Consider the following 20,246-nt stretch of genomic DNA (forward strand, 5'->3'; position numbering starts at 1 on the left):
CGTGAGGGGTGCGGAGCGCGACGGCGAGCCCGGAGGAAGCCGGCGGCCGTGCCCGGGAACGCCCCGAAGAAGTGGGAAAAAGCGTGCGGGTGCGCCCTTCGGGCGCCCGCCCCCGCCCGCGCGTACAGTTGCTAAGCGCTTGCTCGCCCGGTCTTGTGCCGGGTGGAACACGTTCTTAGCATCACTGGTGTGACATCGGTTGTGTCACGCTCGGGACGGGGAGCTGCGGATGACGGAAGCGAAGACACCGGGGCACGGCCCGCTCACCGGCGTGCGCGTGGTCGAGCTGGCCGGTATCGGGCCCGGCCCGTTCGCCGCCATGCTCCTCGCCGACCTGGGCGCCGACGTCGTCCGCGTGGACCGCCCCGGCGGCCCGGGACTCGGCATCGACCCGGCGTACGACGTCACCAACCGCAACAAGCGCTCCGTGATCGTCGACCTGAAGGCGCCCGACGGCGCCGCACGCGTCCTCGACCTGGCCGAACGCGCCGACGTCCTGATCGAGGGCTACCGCCCCGGCGTCGCCGAGCGCCTCGGCGTCGGTCCCGGGGACTGCCACGCCCGCAACCCGCGCCTGGTCTACGGCCGGATGACCGGCTGGGGCCAGCAGGGCCCGCTCGCCGACCGCGCGGGGCACGACGTCGCGTACCTCGCCCTCACCGGCACCCTCGGCATGATCGGGGACCCGGACCGGCCCCCGGCCGTCCCGGCCAACCTCCTCGGCGACTACGCGGGCGGCTCCCTCTACCTCGTCGTCGGCGTCCTCGCCGCCCTGCACCACGCGCGCGCCGGCGGCACCGGGCAGGTCGTCGACGCCGCCATCGTGGACGGCGCCGCCCACCTCTCCGCGATGATCCACGGCATGCTCGCCGCCGGCGCCTGGCAGGACCGGCGCGGCGCCAACCTCCTCGACGGCGGCTGTCCGTACTACGGCACGTACGAGACGGCCGACGGCCGGCACATGGCGGTGGGCGCGCTGGAGCCGCGGTTCTACGCCGAGTTCCTGCGCCTGCTCGGCCTCGAGGACCAGGCCGCCGCCCACCTGGACGTCACCCGGTGGCCGGAACTGCGCGAGCGGGTCGCCGCCCGCTTCAAGTCCCGCACCCGCGACGAGTGGACGGCCGTCTTCGAGGGCTCCGACGCGTGCGTGGCGCCCGTGCTGTCCCTGCGCGAGGCCCCGCACCACCCGCACCTGGCCGCCCGCTCCACCTTCACCGACCACGGCGGCACCACCCAGCCCGCACCGGCCCCGCGGTTCTCCGCGACCCCCACCACCGTCCGCACCGGGCCCGCCCGGCCGGGCGCCGACACCGTCGGCGTGGCCCGCGACTGGGACGTCCCCCGACTGCTGTCCTCGTCCTCGAACCCTCAGCGAAAGGCCTCCCCGTGAGCACCGAAGCGTACGTGTACGACGCGATCCGCACCCCGCGCGGGCGCGGCAAGGCGACCGGCGCCCTGCACGGCACCAAGCCCATCGACCTGGTCGTCGGCCTCATCCACGAGATCCGGAGCCGCTTCCCGGACCTCGACCCGGCCGCCGTCGACGACATCGTCCTCGGCGTCGTGGGCCCCGTCGGCGACCAGGGCTCCGACATCGCCCGCATCGCCGCCATCGCCGCCGGACTGCCCGACACGGTGGCCGGCGTGCAGGAGAACCGCTTCTGCGCCTCCGGCCTGGAGGCCGTCAACCTGGCCGCCGCCAAGGTGCGTTCGGGCTGGGAGGACCTGGTCCTGGCGGGCGGCGTGGAGTCGATGTCCCGGGTGCCGATGGCCTCCGACGGCGGCGCCTGGTTCAACGACCCGATGACCAACCTCCAGGTCAACTTCGTGCCGCAGGGCATCGGCGCCGACCTGATCGCCACCATCGAGGGCTTCTCCCGGCGCGACGTCGACGAGTACGCCGCCCTGTCGCAGGAGCGCGCGGCCACCGCCTGGAAGGAGAACCGCTTCGAGCGGTCCGTCGTCCCGGTGAAGGACCGCAGCGGCCTCGTCGTCCTCGACCGCGACGAGCACATGCGCCCCGGCACCACCGCCGACTCCCTCGCGGGCCTCAAGCCGTCCTTCGCGGACATCGGCGAACTGGGCGGCTTCGACGCGGTGGCGCTCCAGCAGTACCACTGGGTCGAGAAGATCGACCACGTCCACCACGCGGGCAACTCCTCCGGCATCGTCGACGGCGCCGCCCTCGTCGCCATCGGCTCCGAGCAGGTCGGCGAGCGCTACGGGCTCACCCCGCGCGCGCGGATCGTCTCCGCCGCCGTGTCCGGCTCCGAGCCCACCATCATGCTCACCGGCCCCGCCCCCGCCACCCGCAAGGCACTCGCCAAGGCCGGCCTGACCATCGACGACATCGACCTCGTCGAGATCAACGAGGCGTTCGCGGCGGTCGTGCTGCGCTTCGTGAAGGACATGGGCCTGTCGCTGGACAAGGTCAACGTCAACGGCGGCGCCATCGCGCTGGGCCACCCCCTCGGCGCCACCGGCGCGATGATCCTCGGCACCCTCGTCGACGAACTGGAGCGCCAGGACAAGCGCTACGGGCTCGCCACGCTGTGCGTGGGCGGCGGCATGGGCATCGCCACCATCGTCGAACGCCTCTGAAACCCGGCGCCCGCACGCGACTTCCACGAAGACCCGGAGACTCCCTCATGACCGAGAGCACCACCATCCGCTGGGAACAGGACGACACCGGCGTCGTCACCCTCGTCCTGGACGACCCGAACCAGTCCGCGAACACCATGAACCAGGCGTTCCGCGACTCCCTCGCCGTGATCACCGACCGCCTGGAGGCCGAGAAGGACTCCATCCGCGGCGTCATCCTCACCTCCGCCAAGAAGACCTTCTTCGCCGGCGGCGACCTGCGCGACCTGATCCGGGTCACCCCCGAGACGGCGCAGGACCTGTTCGACGGCGGCATGGCGGTCAAGCGCCAGATGCGCCGCATCGAGACCCTCGGCAAGCCGGTCGTCGCCGCGATCAACGGCGCGGCCCTCGGCGGCGGCTACGAGCTCGCCCTGGCCTGCCACCACCGCATCGCCCTCGACGCCCCCGGCTCCAAGATCGGCTGCCCCGAGGTCACCCTCGGCCTGCTCCCCGGAGGCGGCGGCGTCGTCCGCACCGTCCGCCTGCTCGGCATCGCCGACGCCCTCCTCAAGGTGCTCCTCCAGGGCACCCAGTACAGCCCCCGGCGCGCCCTGGAGAACGGCCTCGTCGACGAGGTGGCCGCGACGCCGGAGGAACTGCTCGCCAAGGCCCGCGCCTTCATCGACGCCCACCCGGAGTCCGCCCAGCCCTGGGACAGGCCCGGTTACCGCATCCCGGGCGGCACCCCGGCCCACCCGAAGTTCGCGGCCAACCTGCCCGCCTTCCCGGCCACCCTGCGCAAGCAGACGGGCGGTGCCCCCTACCCGGCCCCGCGCAACATCCTCGCGGCCGCCGTGGAGGGAGCCCAGGTCGACTTCGAGACCGCCCAGGTCATCGAGGCCCGCTACTTCGTCGAGCTGGCCGCCGGACAGACGTCGAAGAACATGATCCAGGCGTTCTTCTTCGACCTCCAGGCCGTCAACTCCGGCGCCAACCGCCCCCGGGGCATCGAGCCCCGCCAGGTCCGCAGGGTCGCCGTCCTCGGCGCCGGGATGATGGGCGCCGGCATCGCCTACGCGTGCGCCCGCGCGGGCATCGACGTCGTCCTCAAGGACGTCTCCCTGGAGGCGGCCGTCAAGGGCAAGGGCTACTCCGAGAAGCTGTGCGCCAAGGCCGTCGCCAAGGGCCGCACCACCCAGGAGAAGGCCGACGCGCTGCTGGCCCGCATCACGCCCACGGCCGAGGTCGCCGACCTGGCCGGTTGCGACGCGGTCATCGAGGCCGTCTTCGAGGACACCGCGCTCAAGCACAAGGTGTTCCAGGAGATCCAGGACGTCGTCGCCCCCGACGCGCTGCTGTGCTCCAACACCTCCACCCTGCCCATCACGGCCCTCGCCGAGGGCGTCGAGCGCCAGGGCGACTTCATCGGCCTGCACTTCTTCTCGCCCGTCGACAAGATGCCGCTGGTCGAGATCATCAGGGGCGAGCGGACGGGCGACGAGGCGCTGGCCCGCGCCTTCGACCTGGTCCGGCAGATCAGGAAGACGCCGATCGTCGTCAACGACTCGCGCGGCTTCTTCACCTCCCGGGTCATCGGCCACTTCATCAACGAGGGCGTCGCCATGGTCGGCGAGGGCATCGAACCCGCCTCCGTCGAGCAGGCAGCCGCCCAGGCGGGCTACCCGGCGAAGGTGCTGTCCCTGATGGACGAGCTGACGCTCACCCTGCCGCGCAAGATCCGGGCCGAGACGAAGCGGGCCGTGGAGGAGGCGGGCGGCACCTGGACCGCGCACCCGGCCGAGGCCGTCATCGACCGGATGGTCGACGAGTTCGGCCGCCCCGGCCGCAGCGGCGGCGCCGGCTTCTACGAGTACGACGAGGACGGCAGGCGCGGCGCCCTGTGGCCGGGGCTGCGCGAGCACTTCACCGAGCCGGGGTACGGGATCCCGTTCCGGGACATGCAGGAGCGCATGCTGTTCGCCGAGGCGCTGGACACCGTCCGGCTGCTGGAGGAGGGCGTGCTGACCTCCGTCGCCGACGCCAACATCGGCTCCATCCTCGGCATCGGTTTCCCGGGCTGGACCGGCGGCGTCCTGCAGTACATCAACGGCTACGACGGCGGACTGCCGGGCTTCGTGGCCCGCGCGCGTGAGCTCGCCGACCGCTACGGCGAGCGCTTCACCCCGCCGGCGCTGCTGGTGGAGAAGGCGGAGAAGGGCGAGGTCTTCACGGACGCGCGCTGACGGCGCACCCCCTGCCGGGTGGCGCGGCACTCCGCCGCGCCACCCGAGGCCTCCCCGCCGTCACCTGCGGCCTTCCCGCGTCACCCGCGGGCGTCGTCGCGCGAGCCCCGGGCGTCGTCGTCCATCCACTCCCGCAGCTCCTCCCTCAGCGACCGCTGGAACGTCGTGAGCAGCGCCTGCACCACGAGCGGCTGCATATGGGCGGACAGCGACCTCACGTCCCGCGCGTCCCGTTCGGCGACCGCGTCGCGCAGCAGCCGCGACAGTTCGTGGGCCGCCGCGCGGGAGTGCTCGGTCAGCGTGGTGCGGGCGGCGAGGACCGTCTCGTGCGACAGCGGTACGTCCAGCAGCTCGACGCCGAGCCGCAGCAGACCGGTGTCGACGCCGTAGCGGTCACCGTCGCGCCGGACGACGCCCATCGCCGCCAGCCGCTCGACCTCCTCCGCGCCGAGCGCCCGGCCCGCCCTGCGCTCCAGCTCCTCGTGCGTCACCGTCTCCGCCGTCTCCGGCGCCCAGGAGGCCACCACCGCACGCTGGATCGCCAGCTCCCGCGCGGTCAGGTCCGGCGGCAGCTGCCCCAGGTACCGCTCGATGGCCGCCAGCGTCATGCCCTGGCGCTGCAACTCCTCGATGAGCGCCAGCCGGGCCAGGTGCTCCCGCCCGTAACGGCCGACCCGCCGCGGACCGAGCACCGGGGGCGGCAGCAGCCCCTTGGTGCCGTAGAAGCGGATCGTGCGCACCGTGACGCCGGCCCGGGCCGCCAGTTCGTCGATCGTGAGGGTGGGCTCCTCGTCTCCGTGCCGCGTCCGGAGCGCCTCGGTCTCGGTCGTCATGTGCAGCAGTATCGCTGTACCACCGGTGCTGTGACACATGGACCGCCCCCGGAGGGTCCTGTGAGATGTTCCGCGGTGTGACGTCCGCCATCACGCACGGAACCGCGCATGAGGAAAAGTGCCCTCTTGGTCTGTGCCTTGACCCGAGCGCGCCGGCCGAGGCAATCCGGACACCCGGGCGTGACCCGCCCGGGCGCACCAAAGAGTGGAGCACCGTGAGCAAGGACGCCGTGACGACGGCAATGGCCGCACCCCCCACCACGACGGCCCCGGCCCCCGCGGACGCGGGCGACGCCGGTTACAGCAAGGACCTCAAAGCCCGCCACGTCAACATGATCGCCATCGGCGGCGCGATCGGCACCGGGCTCTTCCTGGGCGCCGGCGGCCGTCTGCACGACGCCGGCCCGGCGCTCGCGCTGGCCTATCTGGTCTGCGGCGTCTTCGCCTTCTTCGTCGTGCGGGCCCTGGGCGAGCTGGTCCTGTACCGCCCGTCCTCGGGTTCCTTCGTGTCGTACGCGCGGGAGTTCCTCGGCGAGAAGGGCGCGTACGTCGCCGGCTGGATGTACTTCCTGAACTGGTCGACGACCGGTATCGCCGACATCACCGCGATCGCGCTCTACACGCACTACTGGAGCCTGTTCACCGACATCCCGCAATGGGTGCTCGCGCTGGTCGCGCTCGCGGTGGTGCTGGCCGTGAACCTGATCTCGGTGAAGATCTTCGGCGAGCTGGAGTTCTGGTTCGCGATCATCAAGGTGGCCACGCTCGTCGCCTTCATGCTCGTCGGCGTCTTCCTGCTCGCCACCCAGCACGAGGTGGGCGGCGGCACCCCCGGTCTGAACATGATCACGGACAACGGCGGCGTCCTCCCGCACGGCGTGCTGCCCGTCGTCATCGTCATGCAGGGCGTGATCTTCGCGTACGCGGCGCTGGAGCTGGTCGGTGTCGCGGCGGGCGAGACCGCCGAACCGGAGAAGGTCGTCCCCCGCGCGGTGAACTCCATCATGTGGCGCGTCGGCCTCTTCTACGTCGGCTCCGTCGTCCTGCTCGCCCTCCTGCTGCCCGGCTCGATGTACTCGGCCGGCGAGAGCCCCTTCGTCACCGTCCTGTCGAAGATCGGCGTCCCGGCGGCCGGCGACGTGATGAACCTGGTCGTCCTCACGGCCGCGATGTCGTCCCTGAACTCCGGCCTGTACTCCACCGGCCGCATCCTGCGCTCCATGGCCGTGGCGGGCTCCGCCCCGAAGTTCACCGCCCGCATGAACCGCAGCCAGGTGCCCTACGGCGGCATCCTGCTGACCTGTGGCGTGTGCGTGCTCGGAGTCGGCCTGAACTTCCTCATGCCGGCCCAGGCCTTCGAGATCGTGCTGAACGTCGCCTCGCTCGGCATCATCAGCACCTGGGTGATCATCATGATCTGCCACCTGATCTTCGTCCGCCGGGCCCGCGCCGGACTGGCCACCCGCCCGTCCTTCCGCCTCCCCGGCAGCCCGGTCACCGAGATCGCCACCATCGCCTTCCTGGTGGCCGTCCTCGGCCTGATGTGGAACGACCCCGAGATCGGCCGGAAGACGCTGCTGCTCGTCCCCGTGATCGCGGTGATGCTGGTCGCGGGCTGGTACGGCGTCCGCCGCCGGGTCGGACGGACCGCCGACCGCGAGCCGGGCGGGCTCACGAAGTAACAGGGCGGAGCCACTGTCAGTGGCTCCGCCTACGGTGGCGTCATGTCGGGGATCACATACGTCCGGGGTGACGCCACCGCTCCGTCGGTGAAGGGCGTCAAGGTCATCGCCCATGTCTGCAACGACATCGGGGGCTGGGGGAAGGGCTTCGTCCTGGCCGTGTCGCGCCGCTGGCCCGAGCCGGAGGCCGCCTACCGCGCCTGGCACCGCGACCGCGCGTCCAACGACTTCGCCCTGGGCGCGGTGCAGCTGGTCCAGGTCGAGCGGTACGTCTGGGTGGCCAACATGATCGGCCAGCGTGGCGTGCGGACCGGCAGCAAGGGCGTTCCCGTCCGCTACGAGGCGATCGACACCGCCCTCGCCCGCCTCGCCGACCACGCGGCCGGCCTCGGCGCCTCCGTCCACATGCCCCGCATCGGCTGCGGGCTGGCCGGCGGGAAGTGGTCCCGGGTCGAGCCGATGGTCACCGGGCGGCTGGTCCGGCGGGGGATACCGGTGACGGTGTACGACCACGGGGACTGAGCGTGCCGCCGCGCGTCAGCCCTCCGGCGCGAACGCCCGCAGCAGGCACCGGGTGAGGCGTGCCGTGACGGTCCCCTCCGGATCCAGACGGGGATTGAAGATCGTCACGTCGAAGCCGACGGCACCGGGCCCGGTCAGCGCGGTGCGCAGAACCGTCTCCAGTTCCTCCCAGGCCAGTCCGCCGGGGAGCCGGTAGTCGACCGCGGGCATGACCGCGTCGTCCAGGACGTCGGCGTCGAGGTGCACCCAGTACCCGGCGCCCGCGCCGGTCAGCAGGCCGATCGCACGGCGCGCCGCCTGTGCCGCTCCCAGGACGCGCACCGCGTCGAGGTCCATCGCGTGCAGCGCGGGCGGCAGCGGCTGCATCCCGGCCGCCGCGGACTCCTCGGTGTCCCGGAAGCCGAGGGCGACCACGTCCTCGTCCCGCACCAGGGGGCCCCGGCCCTCCAGGTCGCCGAGGACGCCGGGCCCCCGCCCGGTGGCCAGCGCGAGCTCCATCGACGCCACCTCGCCGACCGGCTCCGCCGCCGGCTGGTAGAAGTCGGTGTGGCCGTCGAGGAACAGCAGCCCGTGCCGGCCCCGGCGGCGCAGCGCGAGCAGATGGCCGAGCAGGATGCTGCAGTCCCCGCCCAGCACCACGGGGAACCGTCCGGCGTCGAGGACGTCGCCCACCGTGTCGGCCAGCGCGACCGCGTACGCGGCGATGCCCGCCGGGTTCAGCACCCCGGTGACCGGATCGCGCACCGGGTCGTACCCGGGCGGCTCGACCCGGCCCGCCCGCACCGCCCCGAGCCCCTCGGCCAGCCCGGCGCCGAGGAGGGCGCCGGCGAGGTCCTCGACCCCGGTCGGCCGCAGCCCCAGGACGGACGGTGCCTCGATGATCGCCACGTCCCGCACGTCCGGCTCCCTCGTCCGCCCGGCGGCGCCGGCCGGCCCACGCGCGTGACCGGCGCATGAGCCCACCGTAGACCGCCGGGCGGGACACGGCGCGTCCTCAGTGACGGTGCCCGTCGTCGTGCACACCGTTCGTCGCGGCGATCTCCTTCCACGACTTCGGCGGCACCGGCGCCTCCGCGGACCCCGCGGGAGCCTTCGCCGCTCCCGACACCGCCCGAGCCGCCGGCCCCTCCGGCTTGGACGCCTGGTACAGCCAGGTGTCGAACAGCGCCGCCAGCGGCTCGCCCGACACCTCCTCGGCGTACCGCCGGAAGTCCGCGACCGTCGCGTTGCCGTGGGCGTACTTCCGCGGCCAGCCCTTCAGGACGGTGAAGAACGCCTCGTCGCCGACCTCGTTCCGCAGCGCCTGCAGGGCCAGCGCGCCCCGGTCGTAGACGGCGCCGTGGAACTGGTTCTCCGGGCCCGGGTCACCCGGTCTCACCGTCCAGAACGGGTCGTCGGCCGGGCGCGAGGCGTACACGTGGTCGGCGAGTTCCTGAGCCGTGCCCTCGCCCTCGTGCTCGGACCACAGCCACTGGGCGTACCGCGCGAAGCCCTCGTTGATCCAGATGTCCTTCCAGCCCGCCACGGAGACCAGGTTCCCGTACCACTGGTGGGCCAGCTCGTGGACGACGACGGACACGTTGGAGCCGTTCGCGAACTGGCGCGGGCTGTAGAACGGCCGGGTCTGGGTCTCCAGCGCGTACCCGGTGTCGGTGTTCGGCACGTAGCCGCCGAGCGCGTCGTAGGGGTACGGCCCGAAGTACTCGGTGAGCCAGTCGGCGACCTCCCCGGTCCGCTCGACGCTCGCCCGTGCCGCGCCCGCGTCGGCGCCCAGGTCCTCGCTGTAGGCGTTGAGGACCGGGACGCCGCTCTCGGTCGTGCCGGTGGTGATGTCGAACCGGCCGATCGCGAGCGTGGCCAGGTAGGTCGCCTGCGGTTTGTCGGAGCGCCAGTTCCAGCGGGTCCAGCCGGCCCGTGAATCCGTCGACCGCAGCGTCCCGTTGGAGACGGCCTGGGTGCCGTCCGGAACCTGCACCGAGACGTCGTAGGTGGCCTTGTCCAGCGGATGGTCGTTGCTCGGGAACCACCACCAGGCCGCCTCCGGCTCGCCCGCCGCGACACCGCCGTCCGGGGTGCGGTGCCAGCCGGTGAAGCCGTACGCCTCCTTCGACGACGGCACACCCCGGTAGCGGACCACGACCGTGACGTCCGCGCCCTCGGGCAGGGCCCTCTTCGGGGTGATCTCCAGCTCGTGCTCGCCGGAGGCGGTGAACGACGCCTTCGCGCCGTCGACCCGCACCTCGCTCACGTCCAGCAGGAAGTCCAGGTTGAAGCGGGACAGGTCCTGGGTGGTGCGGGCCAGAAGGGTGGCGGTGCCCTCCAGTTCGTCGGTGGCCGGCCGGTACCTCAGCCGGAGGTCGTAGTGGGAGACGTCGTATCCGCCGTTGCCGTAGGCCGGGTAGTAGGGGTCGCCGATGCCCGGCGCGCCGGGGGAGGGGCTCGCGGCCGATGCCGGGATCGCCAGCAACAGGGTGGCCGAGGCCAGGACTCCCGGCACGATGATTCTGCGGTGCACGAAGGGCTCCAAGTCGTAGGGGCACGAGGCCTTTCGGAGCCTATTGACCCCCCCTGCCCCGGACATGTCCACGGCCCCCGCCGTCACACGATCGCCATTCGGCCGCCACGAACCTCCGGCCCCGGACGCGGTTTCGGCCACCGACACGCTCACGGGGCGTCAGCCGCCCTCTTCTTTACTCCAGTTGCCCGATGTACCGTCCGCGCATGCCGAAACGCACGCGCTTCACGACCTGGAGACCGCTCGCGACGGCGGCCACGGCCGCCCTGACGGCCACGCTGCTCACCCCGGCCGCGGCGGACGCCGCGCCGCGCGAGAGCCTGCCCGTCCACTCCTACGAGAACGCCGTCCGCGAGGCCGTCTGGGTGGACACCGGACTCGACGAGGACCGCGACGGACGCGCCGACCGCGTCGCCGTCGACATCGTCCGCCCCCGCGAACCCGCGCAGCGGGGCCGCAAGGTCCCCGTCATCATGGACGCCAGCCCGTACTACTCCTGCTGCGGACGCGGCAACGAGAGCCAGAAGAAGACGTACGACGCGAACGGCGACATCGTGGGCATGCCGCTGTTCTACGACAACTACTTCGTGCCGCGCGGCTACGCCGTCGTCGGCGTCGACCTGGCCGGAACCAACCGGTCCGACGGCTGCGTGGACGTGGGGGGCCGCTCCGACGTCCAGTCCGCCAAGGCCGTCGTCGACTGGCTCAACGGCCGCGGCGAGGCCTACACCACCCGCACCGGCACCGAACGGGCCGAGGCGACCTGGACCAACGGCCGCACCGGCATGATCGGAAAGAGCTGGGACGGCACCATCGCCAACGGGGTCGCCGCCACCGGTGTCGAGGGCCTGGAGACGATCGTCCCGATCGCCGCCATCTCCTCCTGGTACGACTACTACTTCACCCGGGGCGCCCCGCTCTACGACTCCGGTCCCGACTGGCTGTCGAACTACGTCGAGAGCCCACAGGCCCGCGCGCGGTGCGCCGGCGTCCAGCGTGAACTCGTCGAGGGCGCCCCGCGCACCGGCGACCGGACGCCGCTGTGGACCGAACGCGACTACGTGCGCGCCGCGGAGAAGGTGAGGGCCAGCGTCTTCCTCGTGCACGGCATGCAGGACCTCAACGTGCGGATGCAGCACGTCGGCCCCTGGTGGGACGCCCTCGCGAAGAACGGGGTCGAGCGCAAGATCTGGCTCTCCCAGACCGGTCACGTCGACCCCTTCGACTTCCGCCGCGCCGAGTGGGTCGACACCCTGCACCGCTGGTTCGACCACGAACTCCTCGGCTACGACAACGGCGTCGACCGGGAACCGGTGGCCGACATCGAGCGCCGCCCCGACCAGTGGGTCACCTCCGCGACCTGGCCGCCGCGCGGCACGCACACCGCGACCCTGCGCCCCGCCAAGGGCACGGAGGCCGGCGTCGGCACCCTGGGCCTGCGCAGGGGCAGGGGCACCGAGACCGTCACCGACGACCCGCGGCTGAGCGAGACCGACTGGGCCGCGCGCGTCGACACGCCGACACCGGACAAGGCGGGCTTCGTCACCGGGCCGCTCACCCGCGACCTGCGGCTGTCCGGCTCCTCCCGGGTCACCGTCACCGCCACCCCCAGCACCCCGACGGCCCACCTGTCCGCCGTCCTGGTGGACCTCGGCCCCGACACCATCCGCGACTACGCCGACGCCGACGAGGGCATCACCACCCTCGCCGAGCGCACCTGCTGGGGCGCGAGCACCGCGGGCGACAGCTCCTGCTTCAAGGAGACCCGCGCCAAGACCACCGACGTCGGCTTCACCGTCGTCAGCCGCGGCTGGGCCGACCTCGGCGACCACGCGAACAGCGGCAGGGGCGAGTCCCTCACCCCCGGCGAGCGGTACACCATCACCCTCGACCTCGCGGCCACCGACCACGTCGTGCCCGAGGGCCACCGCCTGGCGCTGATCGTCGCGGGCACCGACCGGGGCCTGATCGACCCCCCGGCCGACACCCCGACGCTTACCCTCGACCTGGCCCGCACCTCCGCGCGCGTCCCGTTCGTCGGCGGAACGGCCGCGTTCGCCCGCGCCACCGCGGGCTCGCACGCCGAGGCCCGGGACGCGGTCCTGGACGGCGTGGACCGGCCGAGCGCCACCGCCCACCGCGTCCCCGGGGAGGCCCGGTGAAGCGGGCCCTCGTCCTCACCGCCACCGTCCTCGCCGCGTCCCTCGTCACCGCACCGGGCCGGGCCGCCGAACACTCCGCGCCCCGGACCGGGTTCGAGGCGAGCGACGGCGCCCGCTGGACCACCCTGGACGAGGAGCAGCGGTTCCTCGCGGCCGTCGACCGGGCGAGCAGCCGGGTCTCCGTCACCCGGATCGGGACGACGCGGCAGGACCGGCCGCTCCGGCTCGTCCGCATCGGCACCCGCCCCACCTCCCACACGGTGCTACTCGTGTGCAGTCAGCACGGCGACGAACCCTCCGGCCGCGAGGCCTGCCTCACCACCGTCCGCGACCTGGCCTTCGCCGAGGACCGGCCCACCCGCCGCCTCCTGGAGCGCACCACGGTGCTCGTCGTCCCCACCGCCAACCCCGACGGCCGCGCCGCCGACACCCGGGGCAACGGCGACGGCGTCGACGTCAACCGCGACCACCTCGCCCTGCGGACCGCCGAGGGACGCGCCCTGGCCGCCGTCGTCCGCGACCGCCGCCCGGACGTGATCTACGACCTGCACGAGTACGGCGCCACACCCCCCTACTACGACAAGGACCTGTTCGACCTCTGGCCGCGCAACCTCAACACCCACCCGGCCGTCCACGACACCGCGCGGAGCCTGTCCCGCGACTACGTGCGCCCCGCCGCCGAAGCCGCCGGCCACTCGACCGGCACCTACGGCGTCTGGACCGACCCCGTCACCGGCGAACCGATCCGCCAGACCGCCGGCGACGGACAGGAACGCATCCTGCGCAACATGTCCGGGATCAAGCACGGCGTCGGCCTGCTCATCGAGAGCCGCGTCGACCCGCTCACCGACGCGGAGCGGGCCGACGCGGCCCTCAACAACCGGCGCAGGGTGAACTCCCAGCTGGCGGCGCTCGAGGGCCTGCTGCGCTTCACCGGCGAGCGCCGCGGACAGGTCGAGGCGGCCACCGCCGCGGCGCGCACCGCCGGCCACGCCGACACCGGCCCCGTGCACCTGGGCGGAGCCGACAACGATCCGCCCGAGCCCTCCGAGGTGATCGCCGACCCGCCCTGCGGCTACCGCCTGACCGCAGCCCGGTACGCGGACGTCCGGGACGAACTCGCCCTGCACGGCGTGCGCGTCCGACCGGACGGCGACGGCGTCCTCGTCCCCCTGCGGCAGTCGTTGCGGGCCCTCGTCCCGCTGCTCCTCGACGGGCGCGCCGCGTACCACCTCACGGAGGGGGAGCCCGACACCTCCTGTTGAGCAGGTGAGTTTTGCGCCACGCGTGGTAGGGGCGTATCGGGAGGAGCGTTCTCCGCCCAACGGCTCTGAGGAAAGGTGCCGCCAGTGACGCAGAACCACCACAGCGACAAGGACCACACGGCAGGCCCGCTACCGGGGTCGGAAGCGGGCCTGCCCGGCCGGGAACGCCCCCGGACCGACCGGGTGGTGTTCGGCGTCACGGCCGTGCTCACCCTCGCCTTCGTGACCTGGGGCGCCGCCGCGACGGACTCGCTCGAGGACGTCTCCAGCAGCATGCTCGACGGGCTGATCCACAACGCCGGCTGGGCGTTCGTGCTGGCCGCCTCCGGCTTCGTCGTCTTCGCCCTCTGGCTCGCGGCCAGCCGCTACGGCCGGATCCACCTCGGCGCCGAGGGCGAGGAACCGGAGTTCCGCACCGTGTCCTGGGTCGCGATGATGTTCAGCGCGGGCATGGGCATCGGCCTGATGTTCTACGGCGTGAGCGAGCCGCTGGCGCACTACACCACGCCGCCGCCCGGCACCGGTCCGGCCGACTCCGGCGACCGCATGGAGGCGGCCATGGCGACCACGCTGTTCCACTGGACGCTCCACCCCTGGGCCATCTACGCCGTGGTCGGCCTCGCCATCGCCTACAGCACCTTCCGCAGGCGCCGCCGGCAGACCATCAGCGCCGTCTTCACCCCCCTCATCGGGGAGGAGAACGCGACCGGCGTCGGCGGGCGGGTCATCGACATCCTGGCGATCGTCGCGACCGTCTTCGGCTCCGCGGCCTCGCTGGGCCTCGGCGCGCTGCAGATCGGCTCCGGCGTGCAGGAGCTCGGCTGGATGGACAAGGTGAGCACCGGACTGCTCGTCGGCATCATCGCGGTGCTGACGGTGGCGTTCGTCGCCTCCGCGGTCTCGGGGGTGGAGAAGGGCATCCAGTGGCTCTCCAACACCAACATGGTGCTGGCGCTGGTCCTCGCCCTGTTCGTGTTCGTGGCCGGTCCGACGGTCATCGTCCTCGACCTGCTGCCCACCTCCGTCTTCTCCTACCTGGGAGACCTGCCCGAGCTGGCGGCCCGCACCGAGGCCAGCGGCGGCGAGGGGGTCGCCGCCTGGCTGGGCAGCTGGACCGTCTTCTACTGGGCGTGGTGGATCTCCTGGACGCCCTTCGTCGGCATGTTCATCGCCCGCATCAGCCGGGGCCGTACGATCCGTCAGTTCATCGGCGGGGTCATCCTCGTGCCCAGCACGGTCAGCCTCGTCTGGTTCGCGGTCTTCGGCGGCTCCGCGATGAAGCTCCAGGAGCAGGGCAAGCTCGGTGAGGAGGCCACGCCGGAGGGCCGCCTCTTCGCCGTGCTCCAGGAGTTCCCCATCGCCACGACCACGAGTCTGCTGGTGATGATCCTCGTCGGCATCTTCTTCGTCTCGGGCGCGGACGCGGCCTCGGTCGTCATGGGCACCCTCTCGCAGAAGGGCGCACTGGAGCCGGGCCGCCTGGTGGTGGTGTTCTGGGGCGTCGTCACCGGCGCGGTGGCCGCGATCATGCTGCTCGTCGGCAGCGGCCAGGGCGACGCGCTGACCGGTCTGCAGAACCTCACGATCCTCGCGGCGGCCCCGTTCGTCGTCGTGATGATCCTCATGTGCGTGGCCCTCATGCGCGATCTGCGCCGGGACCCGGTCATCGTGCGCGGCGAGATGGGCTCCGAGGCGGTGGAGATCGCCGTCATCCAGGGCCACGAGAAGTACGACGGCGAGTTCGAACTGCGCATCGGCCCCGGCCGCGGCCCGGACGTGGAGGGGGACCCGATCGGCGAACACTGACCCCCGCGGTCCGCAACCGTCCCGTCCCGGTCCGGACCGGGACGGGACGCCGCTCCCGGTCCCGGTCGGCGCCGCCGACCGGGACCGGTGCGCGGCACCGGCCCCTTCACGCATCCCGCCGGGCCGCCCTGCCGGCCGGTGACGGACCGGCCCGGCCGGAGGGCACCACCCGGGCCGCGGTCGGCAGCGGGTGCGGCAGCGGTTCCCCGTGCCCCGGAGGGACCGGTCCGGTCGCCGGCGTCACCGGGCGGGGGCCGCCGGTCCGGCTCCGGCAGCGGACCCGTCGCCCGCACGGTGCGGTGGTCGGCCGCCGTCTGCCGGGCGCGGTCTGCGGCGTCCCCCGGCCGGACGGCCGGGCCACGGGCCGGGAGCGGGCGCCAGGCCGGTCGCGCACGGGAGGCCGGCCCGGACCGGGCGCACCGGTGCCCGTTCGCCGCCGCAGGCTCTCGCGCCCGTCGCCCCCTGCTCAGCGGGCGGCCAGCCCCGCCGCTTCCTCCGCACAGCCCCAGGCCACCGTGACGCCCGCGCCGCCGTGGCCGTAGTCGTGCACCAGCAGCCGCCCGTCCGCGAGCGGTTCGCGTTCCAGACGCACCGTGTCCCGGGCGGGGCGCAGACCCACCCGGTGCTCCAGGACCCGCGCGCCGGCGATCTCCGGCCGCAGTGCCGCGCACCGCCGCACGATCGCCTCGGCCACCGCCGGGTCCGGCTCCAGGGACCACACGCCCTCCTCCGCCGTGCCGCCCAGCACCAGCCGCCCGGGCTGAGGGAAGAAGTACGCCATCTCGCCGTCGGCCCCCGTGGAGACCGTCCAGGTGTCGATCCCCGGGTTCTCCACGACCACCAGCTGTCCCCGCACCGGCCGCACCGACGGGTCCGGCACGAGCTCCCGCGCCCCCAGCCCCGCGCAGTTGACCACGACCGGCGCGTCGGCCTGCGCGAAGTCCGCCACCGTGCGCGTCTCGACCGCCCCGCCCGCCGCCAGCAACCGGTCCCGCAGCCACGGCAGGTGGGTCGACATGTCGATGAGCGGCAGACGGGCCCACACGCCCGACCCGGCGGGATACTCCCCGGCCGTCGCCTCGCGCAGCCCCGGCAGGCGCGCGGCGGCCCACGCGTCGACCTCGTCCAGCGCGGTCTCGCCCAGTACCCCTTCGACCATGCGTACGCCGGTGGTCCCCGGCCGTTCCGCCAGCTCCTCGTACACCTCCAGCGACCGCAGCGCCCACGCGCGCGCCGCCGCCACCGGCTCGATCCGGTACGGCCACCACAGCGCGCCCGCAACCGCCGAGGTGGTCCGCTCGACCGGGTCCCGCGTCCACAGCCGTACCCGCACACCACGTTCGGCGAGGACCACGGCCGTCGTCAGCCCGACGACCCCACCGCCGATCACGAGAACGTCGCTGCCCGCTTCCGTCTCCATCGGGGGGACGTTAGCGGAATGCGTCATGCCGTGCTCAGGACCGTGGCACGGCGGGAATACTCACAGCATGTCTGCCGAGTACGCGACCTTCGGCCTGGCACCGGCGATACGGGCCGGTGGACTCCTCGCAGGCGGTGACTACCAAGTCCACCGCGACTTCGTCGACTTCATCGTCGACGGGCACCCGCTGCTGTTCAGCCTCTCCGACCTGGACGCCGTCTCCCCGCTCGCCTCCGACGTCCCGCCCGCCATCTTCACCGACCGGGTCCGCAGCCTGCTGCTGGAGACCGAGGCGCCGCTGCCCGCCGGCCGGTACATCGTCTACGGCTGCCCCGAGTGCGCGGACCTCGCCTGCGGCGCGGTGACCGCGGTCATCGAACGCGACGGCGAGGACTTCGTCTGGCGGGACTTCGCCTGGCAGACCGACGAGCACGCCGACCTGGAGCTCAACGGCTACCACGGCATAGGCCCGTTCCGCTTCCGCGGCGCCGAGTACCGCACGGCCCTCACCGCCCTGCTCGACGGCGACGGCGACGGCGCCCGGGGCACCCGGCGCCGGGTCCTGCTGATCGGCGCCCGCGTCTCCCTGCTCGCCAAGCTCGCCGCCGCCCTGCGCACCATCGGTGTCGGCGCCGACATCGCCCAGGACGCCGACGGCGTCCCCGCCGACGAGCTGCGGACCTACGACGCCGTGGTCTTCGGCCGGTCGGCCGGCGCCGGGGAACGCGACGCCGTCCGCCGTGCCTTCGCCGCGGCCGGGGCGGACGTGCCCTGCGTCGACGGCCTCGCCCCGGCCGTTCCGCTCCTCGTCGCCCAGACCGAGCACGCCCTCGACCGCAGTCCGCCGGAGCGGCGCCGCCTGACGGACCTCCGCCCCGTCGGCGACGGGGCGGAGGTGGAGGTGGAGGTGACCTCGTCCTGCCGGGTGCGGCTCACCGCCTACCGCGTCGACCGCTTCTCCCGCACCCACACCCGGGACCTCTTCGACGCCGTCCTGGAGCCGGGCCGCCACCGCGTCCCCCTGGCCCCGAAGGCGGTCAGGGGCGAGGCGTTCGTCGTGGCCCGCGCCGCCGGGACGGTGCTGGTGGCGGCCGTGGGACGGTGAGAAACCGGGGCGCGTCCCGTAGCGCGCGGCGGCTAGGATCGGCGGTCTGATGACTGCCACCCTCGTCGCCAAGAACCTCGCCGCCGGTCACGGCGACCGCTCCCTGTTCACCGGCCTCGACCTCGTCGTCGCCCCCGGCGACGTGGTCGGGCTGGTCGGCGCCAACGGCGCGGGCAAGTCCACGCTGCTGCGCCTGCTCGCCGGACTCACCGCCCCCGAGCAGGGCGAACTGCGCCTCTCCCCGCCCACCGCGACCGTCGGGCACCTCCCGCAGGAGCCGGAGCGCCGGCCCGGTGAGACCGTGCGGGCGTTCCTGGCCCGCCGCACCGGCGTCGCCGAGGCCCAGCGGGCCATGGACGAGGCGACCCAGGCCCTGGTCGACGGAGCACCGGGCGCGGACGACGCGTACGCCACCGGCCTGGAGCGGTGGCTGTCCCTGGGCGGTGCCGACCTCGACGAGCGCGCGGAGGAGGTCGCCGACTCCCTCGGCCTGGCCGTCGACCTGGAGCGGCCGATGACCGCGCTCTCCGGCGGCCAGGCGGCCCGCGCCGGACTGGCCTCCCTCCTCCTGTCCCGCTACGACGTCTTCCTCCTCGACGAGCCGACCAACGACCTCGACCTGGACGGCCTGGAGCGCCTCGAACGCTTCGTGAGCGGACTGCGCGCCGGGACCGTCGTCGTCAGCCACGACCGCGAGTTCCTCACCCGCACCGTCACCAAGGTCCTCGAACTCGACCTCGCCCAGCGGCGGATCAACCTCTACGGCGGTGGCTACGCGGCCTACCTGGAGGAGCGGGAGGTGGCCCGTCGGCACGCCCGCGACGCGTACGAGGAGTACGCCGACAAGAGGGCCGCCCTCCAGGACCGCGCCCGGATGCAGCGCGCCTGGATGGACAAGGGCGTGAGGAACGCGCGCCGCAAGGCCGGCGACGACAACGACAAGATCGGCCGCAAGTTCCGCAGCGAGGCCAGCGAGAAGCAGGCCGCGAAGGCCCGCCAGACCCAGCGCATGATCGAACGCCTCGAGGTGGTCGAGGAGCCGCGCAAGGAGTGGGAACTGCGCATGGAGATCGCGTCGGCCCCGCGCTCCGGAGCGGTGGTGGCGACCCTGCGGGACGCCGAGGTGCGGCGCGGCGACTTCGTGCTCGGCCCGGTGTCCCTGCAGATCGACTGGGCCGACCGGGTGGCCGTGACGGGCGCGAACGGCGCCGGCAAGTCCACGCTGCTGGGCGCCCTGCTGGGCCGCGTCCCGCTCGACGCCGGGCACGCCGCCCTCGGCCCGGGCGTGCTGCTCGGCGAGGTCGACCAGGCCCGTGCGCTGTTCCACGGTCCCGAGGCGCTGCTCGACGCGTTCCGCCCGGCGGTCCCCGACCTGGAACCGGCCGACATCCGCACCCTGCTGGCCAAGTTCGGCCTCAAGGCGGACCACGTCATGCGTCCCGCGGCCACCCTCTCCCCGGGGGAACGCACCCGCGCCGCCCTCGCCCTCCTGCAGGGCCGGGGTGTCAACCTCCTGGTCCTCGACGAGCCGACCAACCACCTCGACCTGCCCGCCATCGAGCAACTGGAGTCGGCCCTCGACGCCTACGAGGGCACCCTGCTGCTGGTCACCCACGACCGCCGCATGCTCGACGCGGTCCGGGTGACCCGCCGCCTGGAGGTCGCCGACGGCAAGGTGACCGAGCGCTGACGGGGCGTCAGCCGCCGGGCCGGCCGCGGGTGGTCGACCGCCATCGGGAACTCCCGCTCGCCCGGCGTCCGGTGCAGCCCGTGCCGGAGCACCGGCATGGTGTGGGTCGGCGGGCGCAGCCCCGGGTCGCAGTCGAGGGGGCCGTCCAGGTCCGGCAGCCGCTCACCGTTCGCGGTCCAGCCGCCCCGCCCGTCGTGCCGCAGAGCGAGCGCGCGGGTCCCGGACGCGTCCTCTCGGCCGTCACCGTCCGCCGCCGGGTCACGAAACCGTCCGCAGTCTCGAGCCCGTACGCGATCCGGCACGGTCCGGAACGGTTCCCACCGCCCGCCCGCGCGCCCGCAGGGCTCCGTCGTCGAACTCGACCCAGGCGGTCTCGTACCCCCTGTTCGCGAGCGGGCCCGGGTCCGCGCGCCGCGGCGA

General features: G+C 73.5%; 15 protein-coding genes. 10 read left to right on the plus strand and 5 right to left on the minus strand.

The genetic code is table 11. From position 1 onward, the window contains the following. Positions 1-229 precede the first annotated feature (229 nt). Genes FHS37_RS29230 through FHS37_RS29240 form a run of 3 tightly spaced genes read left to right on the plus strand, consistent with a single transcriptional unit; the run spans position 230 to position 4,826 of the window. The gene (locus tag FHS37_RS29230; protein ID WP_184826657.1) at positions 230-1,390 is read left to right on the plus strand and encodes a CaiB/BaiF CoA transferase family protein; all 1,161 of its coding nucleotides are present in this window, start codon (positions 230-232) and stop codon (positions 1,388-1,390) included. Then, a complete protein-coding gene (locus FHS37_RS29235; protein WP_184826659.1) occupies positions 1,387-2,601 on the plus strand; it encodes an acetyl-CoA C-acetyltransferase in 1,215 nt (404 codons plus the stop codon). The genes FHS37_RS29230 and FHS37_RS29235 overlap by 4 nt, the downstream gene beginning before the upstream one ends. A 47-nt stretch (positions 2,602-2,648) precedes the next feature. Further along, entirely contained in the window at positions 2,649-4,826 is a 2,178-nt protein-coding gene (locus tag FHS37_RS29240; RefSeq protein ID WP_184826661.1) for a 3-hydroxyacyl-CoA dehydrogenase NAD-binding domain-containing protein, read from the plus strand. A gap of 80 nt (positions 4,827-4,906) precedes the next feature. Here FHS37_RS29240 and FHS37_RS29245 read toward each other — a convergent pair whose 3' ends face one another. Continuing rightward, positions 4,907-5,659, minus strand: coding sequence for a MerR family transcriptional regulator (locus FHS37_RS29245; protein ID WP_184826663.1), 753 nt, complete (start codon positions 5,657-5,659; stop codon positions 4,907-4,909). 215 nt (positions 5,660-5,874) lie between these two features. Here FHS37_RS29245 and FHS37_RS29250 point away from each other — a divergent pair, with 215 nt between their 5' ends. Both FHS37_RS29250 and FHS37_RS29255 read left to right on the plus strand, forming a co-directional pair. Next, positions 5,875-7,341 (plus strand): amino acid permease, encoded by a 1,467-nt coding sequence (locus FHS37_RS29250; RefSeq protein ID WP_184826665.1) that lies wholly within the window; start codon positions 5,875-5,877, stop codon positions 7,339-7,341. A 42-nt stretch (positions 7,342-7,383) separates the two neighbouring features. Next, complete coding sequence (locus FHS37_RS29255) at positions 7,384-7,863, plus strand: macro domain-containing protein (RefSeq protein ID WP_184826667.1); 480 nt, start codon at positions 7,384-7,386, stop codon at positions 7,861-7,863. 15 nt (positions 7,864-7,878) lie between these two features. Here FHS37_RS29255 and FHS37_RS29260 read toward each other — a convergent pair whose 3' ends face one another. Next, the gene (locus FHS37_RS29260) at positions 7,879-8,760 is read right to left on the minus strand and encodes an arginase family protein (protein WP_184826669.1); all 882 of its coding nucleotides are present in this window, start codon (positions 8,758-8,760) and stop codon (positions 7,879-7,881) included. A 97-nt stretch (positions 8,761-8,857) separates the two neighbouring features. After that, entirely contained in the window at positions 8,858-10,378 is a 1,521-nt protein-coding gene (locus FHS37_RS29265; RefSeq protein WP_184826671.1) for a M1 family metallopeptidase, read from the minus strand. Positions 10,379-10,584: 206 nt separating this feature from the next. Here FHS37_RS29265 and FHS37_RS29270 point away from each other — a divergent pair, with 206 nt between their 5' ends. The 3 genes from FHS37_RS29270 to FHS37_RS29280 all read left to right on the plus strand — a co-directional run bounded on the left by FHS37_RS29270 (position 10,585) and on the right by FHS37_RS29280 (position 15,611). Next, complete coding sequence (locus FHS37_RS29270) at positions 10,585-12,540, plus strand: Xaa-Pro dipeptidyl-peptidase (RefSeq protein WP_184826672.1); 1,956 nt, start codon at positions 10,585-10,587, stop codon at positions 12,538-12,540. Beyond that, positions 12,537-13,805: a M14 family metallopeptidase gene (locus FHS37_RS29275; protein WP_184826674.1), complete on the plus strand. Its 1,269-nt coding sequence runs from the start codon at positions 12,537-12,539 to the stop codon at positions 13,803-13,805. The genes FHS37_RS29270 and FHS37_RS29275 overlap by 4 nt, the downstream gene beginning before the upstream one ends. Positions 13,806-13,889: 84 nt before the next feature. Continuing rightward, the gene (locus FHS37_RS29280; protein WP_184826675.1) at positions 13,890-15,611 is read left to right on the plus strand and encodes a BCCT family transporter; all 1,722 of its coding nucleotides are present in this window, start codon (positions 13,890-13,892) and stop codon (positions 15,609-15,611) included. Positions 15,612-16,077: 466 nt separating this feature from the next. On the opposite strand, the gene FHS37_RS29285 is transcribed toward FHS37_RS29280, so the two are convergent. Continuing rightward, entirely contained in the window at positions 16,078-17,031 is a 954-nt protein-coding gene (locus tag FHS37_RS29285; RefSeq protein WP_184826677.1) for an FAD-dependent oxidoreductase, read from the minus strand. Positions 17,032-17,098: 67 nt separating this feature from the next. Between FHS37_RS29285 and FHS37_RS29290 the strand changes: the two genes are divergently transcribed. Continuing rightward, positions 17,099-18,136 (plus strand): oxidoreductase, encoded by a 1,038-nt coding sequence (locus FHS37_RS29290; protein WP_184826680.1) that lies wholly within the window; start codon positions 17,099-17,101, stop codon positions 18,134-18,136. A 49-nt stretch (positions 18,137-18,185) separates the two neighbouring features. Beyond that, positions 18,186-19,826, plus strand: a complete 1,641-nt coding sequence (locus tag FHS37_RS29295; RefSeq protein WP_184826682.1) for an ABC-F family ATP-binding cassette domain-containing protein — start codon at positions 18,186-18,188, stop codon at positions 19,824-19,826. On the opposite strand, the gene FHS37_RS39975 is transcribed toward FHS37_RS29295, so the two are convergent. Next, on the minus strand, positions 19,721-20,128 hold the full coding sequence (locus FHS37_RS39975; protein ID WP_229890167.1) for a putative glycolipid-binding domain-containing protein: 408 nt from the start codon (positions 20,126-20,128) through the stop codon (positions 19,721-19,723). The two genes, FHS37_RS29295 and FHS37_RS39975, sit on opposite strands and share 106 nt — an antisense overlap. Positions 20,129-20,246 lie beyond the last annotated feature (118 nt).

The sequence above is a fragment of the Streptomyces griseomycini genome, from assembly GCF_014203535.1.
GTDB classification, from domain to species: Bacteria; Actinomycetota; Actinomycetes; order Streptomycetales; family Streptomycetaceae; genus Streptomyces; species Streptomyces griseomycini.

Excerpts from the sequence above, each read along its gene's own strand:
- FHS37_RS29290 (WP_184826680.1), top strand. The coding sequence starts at position 17,099 with ATGTCTGCCGAGTACGCGACCTTCGGCCTGGCACCGGCGATACGGGCC.
- FHS37_RS29295 (WP_184826682.1), top strand. The coding sequence starts at position 18,186 with ATGACTGCCACCCTCGTCGCCAAGAACCTCGCCGCCGGTCACGGCGAC.
- FHS37_RS29230 (WP_184826657.1), top strand. The coding sequence starts at position 230 with ATGACGGAAGCGAAGACACCGGGGCACGGCCCGCTCACCGGCGTGCGC.
- FHS37_RS29240 (WP_184826661.1), top strand. The coding sequence starts at position 2,649 with ATGACCGAGAGCACCACCATCCGCTGGGAACAGGACGACACCGGCGTC.
- FHS37_RS29245 (WP_184826663.1), bottom strand. The coding sequence starts at position 5,659 with ATGACGACCGAGACCGAGGCGCTCCGGACGCGGCACGGAGACGAGGAG.
- FHS37_RS29285 (WP_184826677.1), bottom strand. The coding sequence starts at position 17,031 with ATGGAGACGGAAGCGGGCAGCGACGTTCTCGTGATCGGCGGTGGGGTC.
- FHS37_RS29255 (WP_184826667.1), top strand. The coding sequence starts at position 7,384 with ATGTCGGGGATCACATACGTCCGGGGTGACGCCACCGCTCCGTCGGTG.
- FHS37_RS29270 (WP_184826672.1), top strand. The coding sequence starts at position 10,585 with ATGCCGAAACGCACGCGCTTCACGACCTGGAGACCGCTCGCGACGGCG.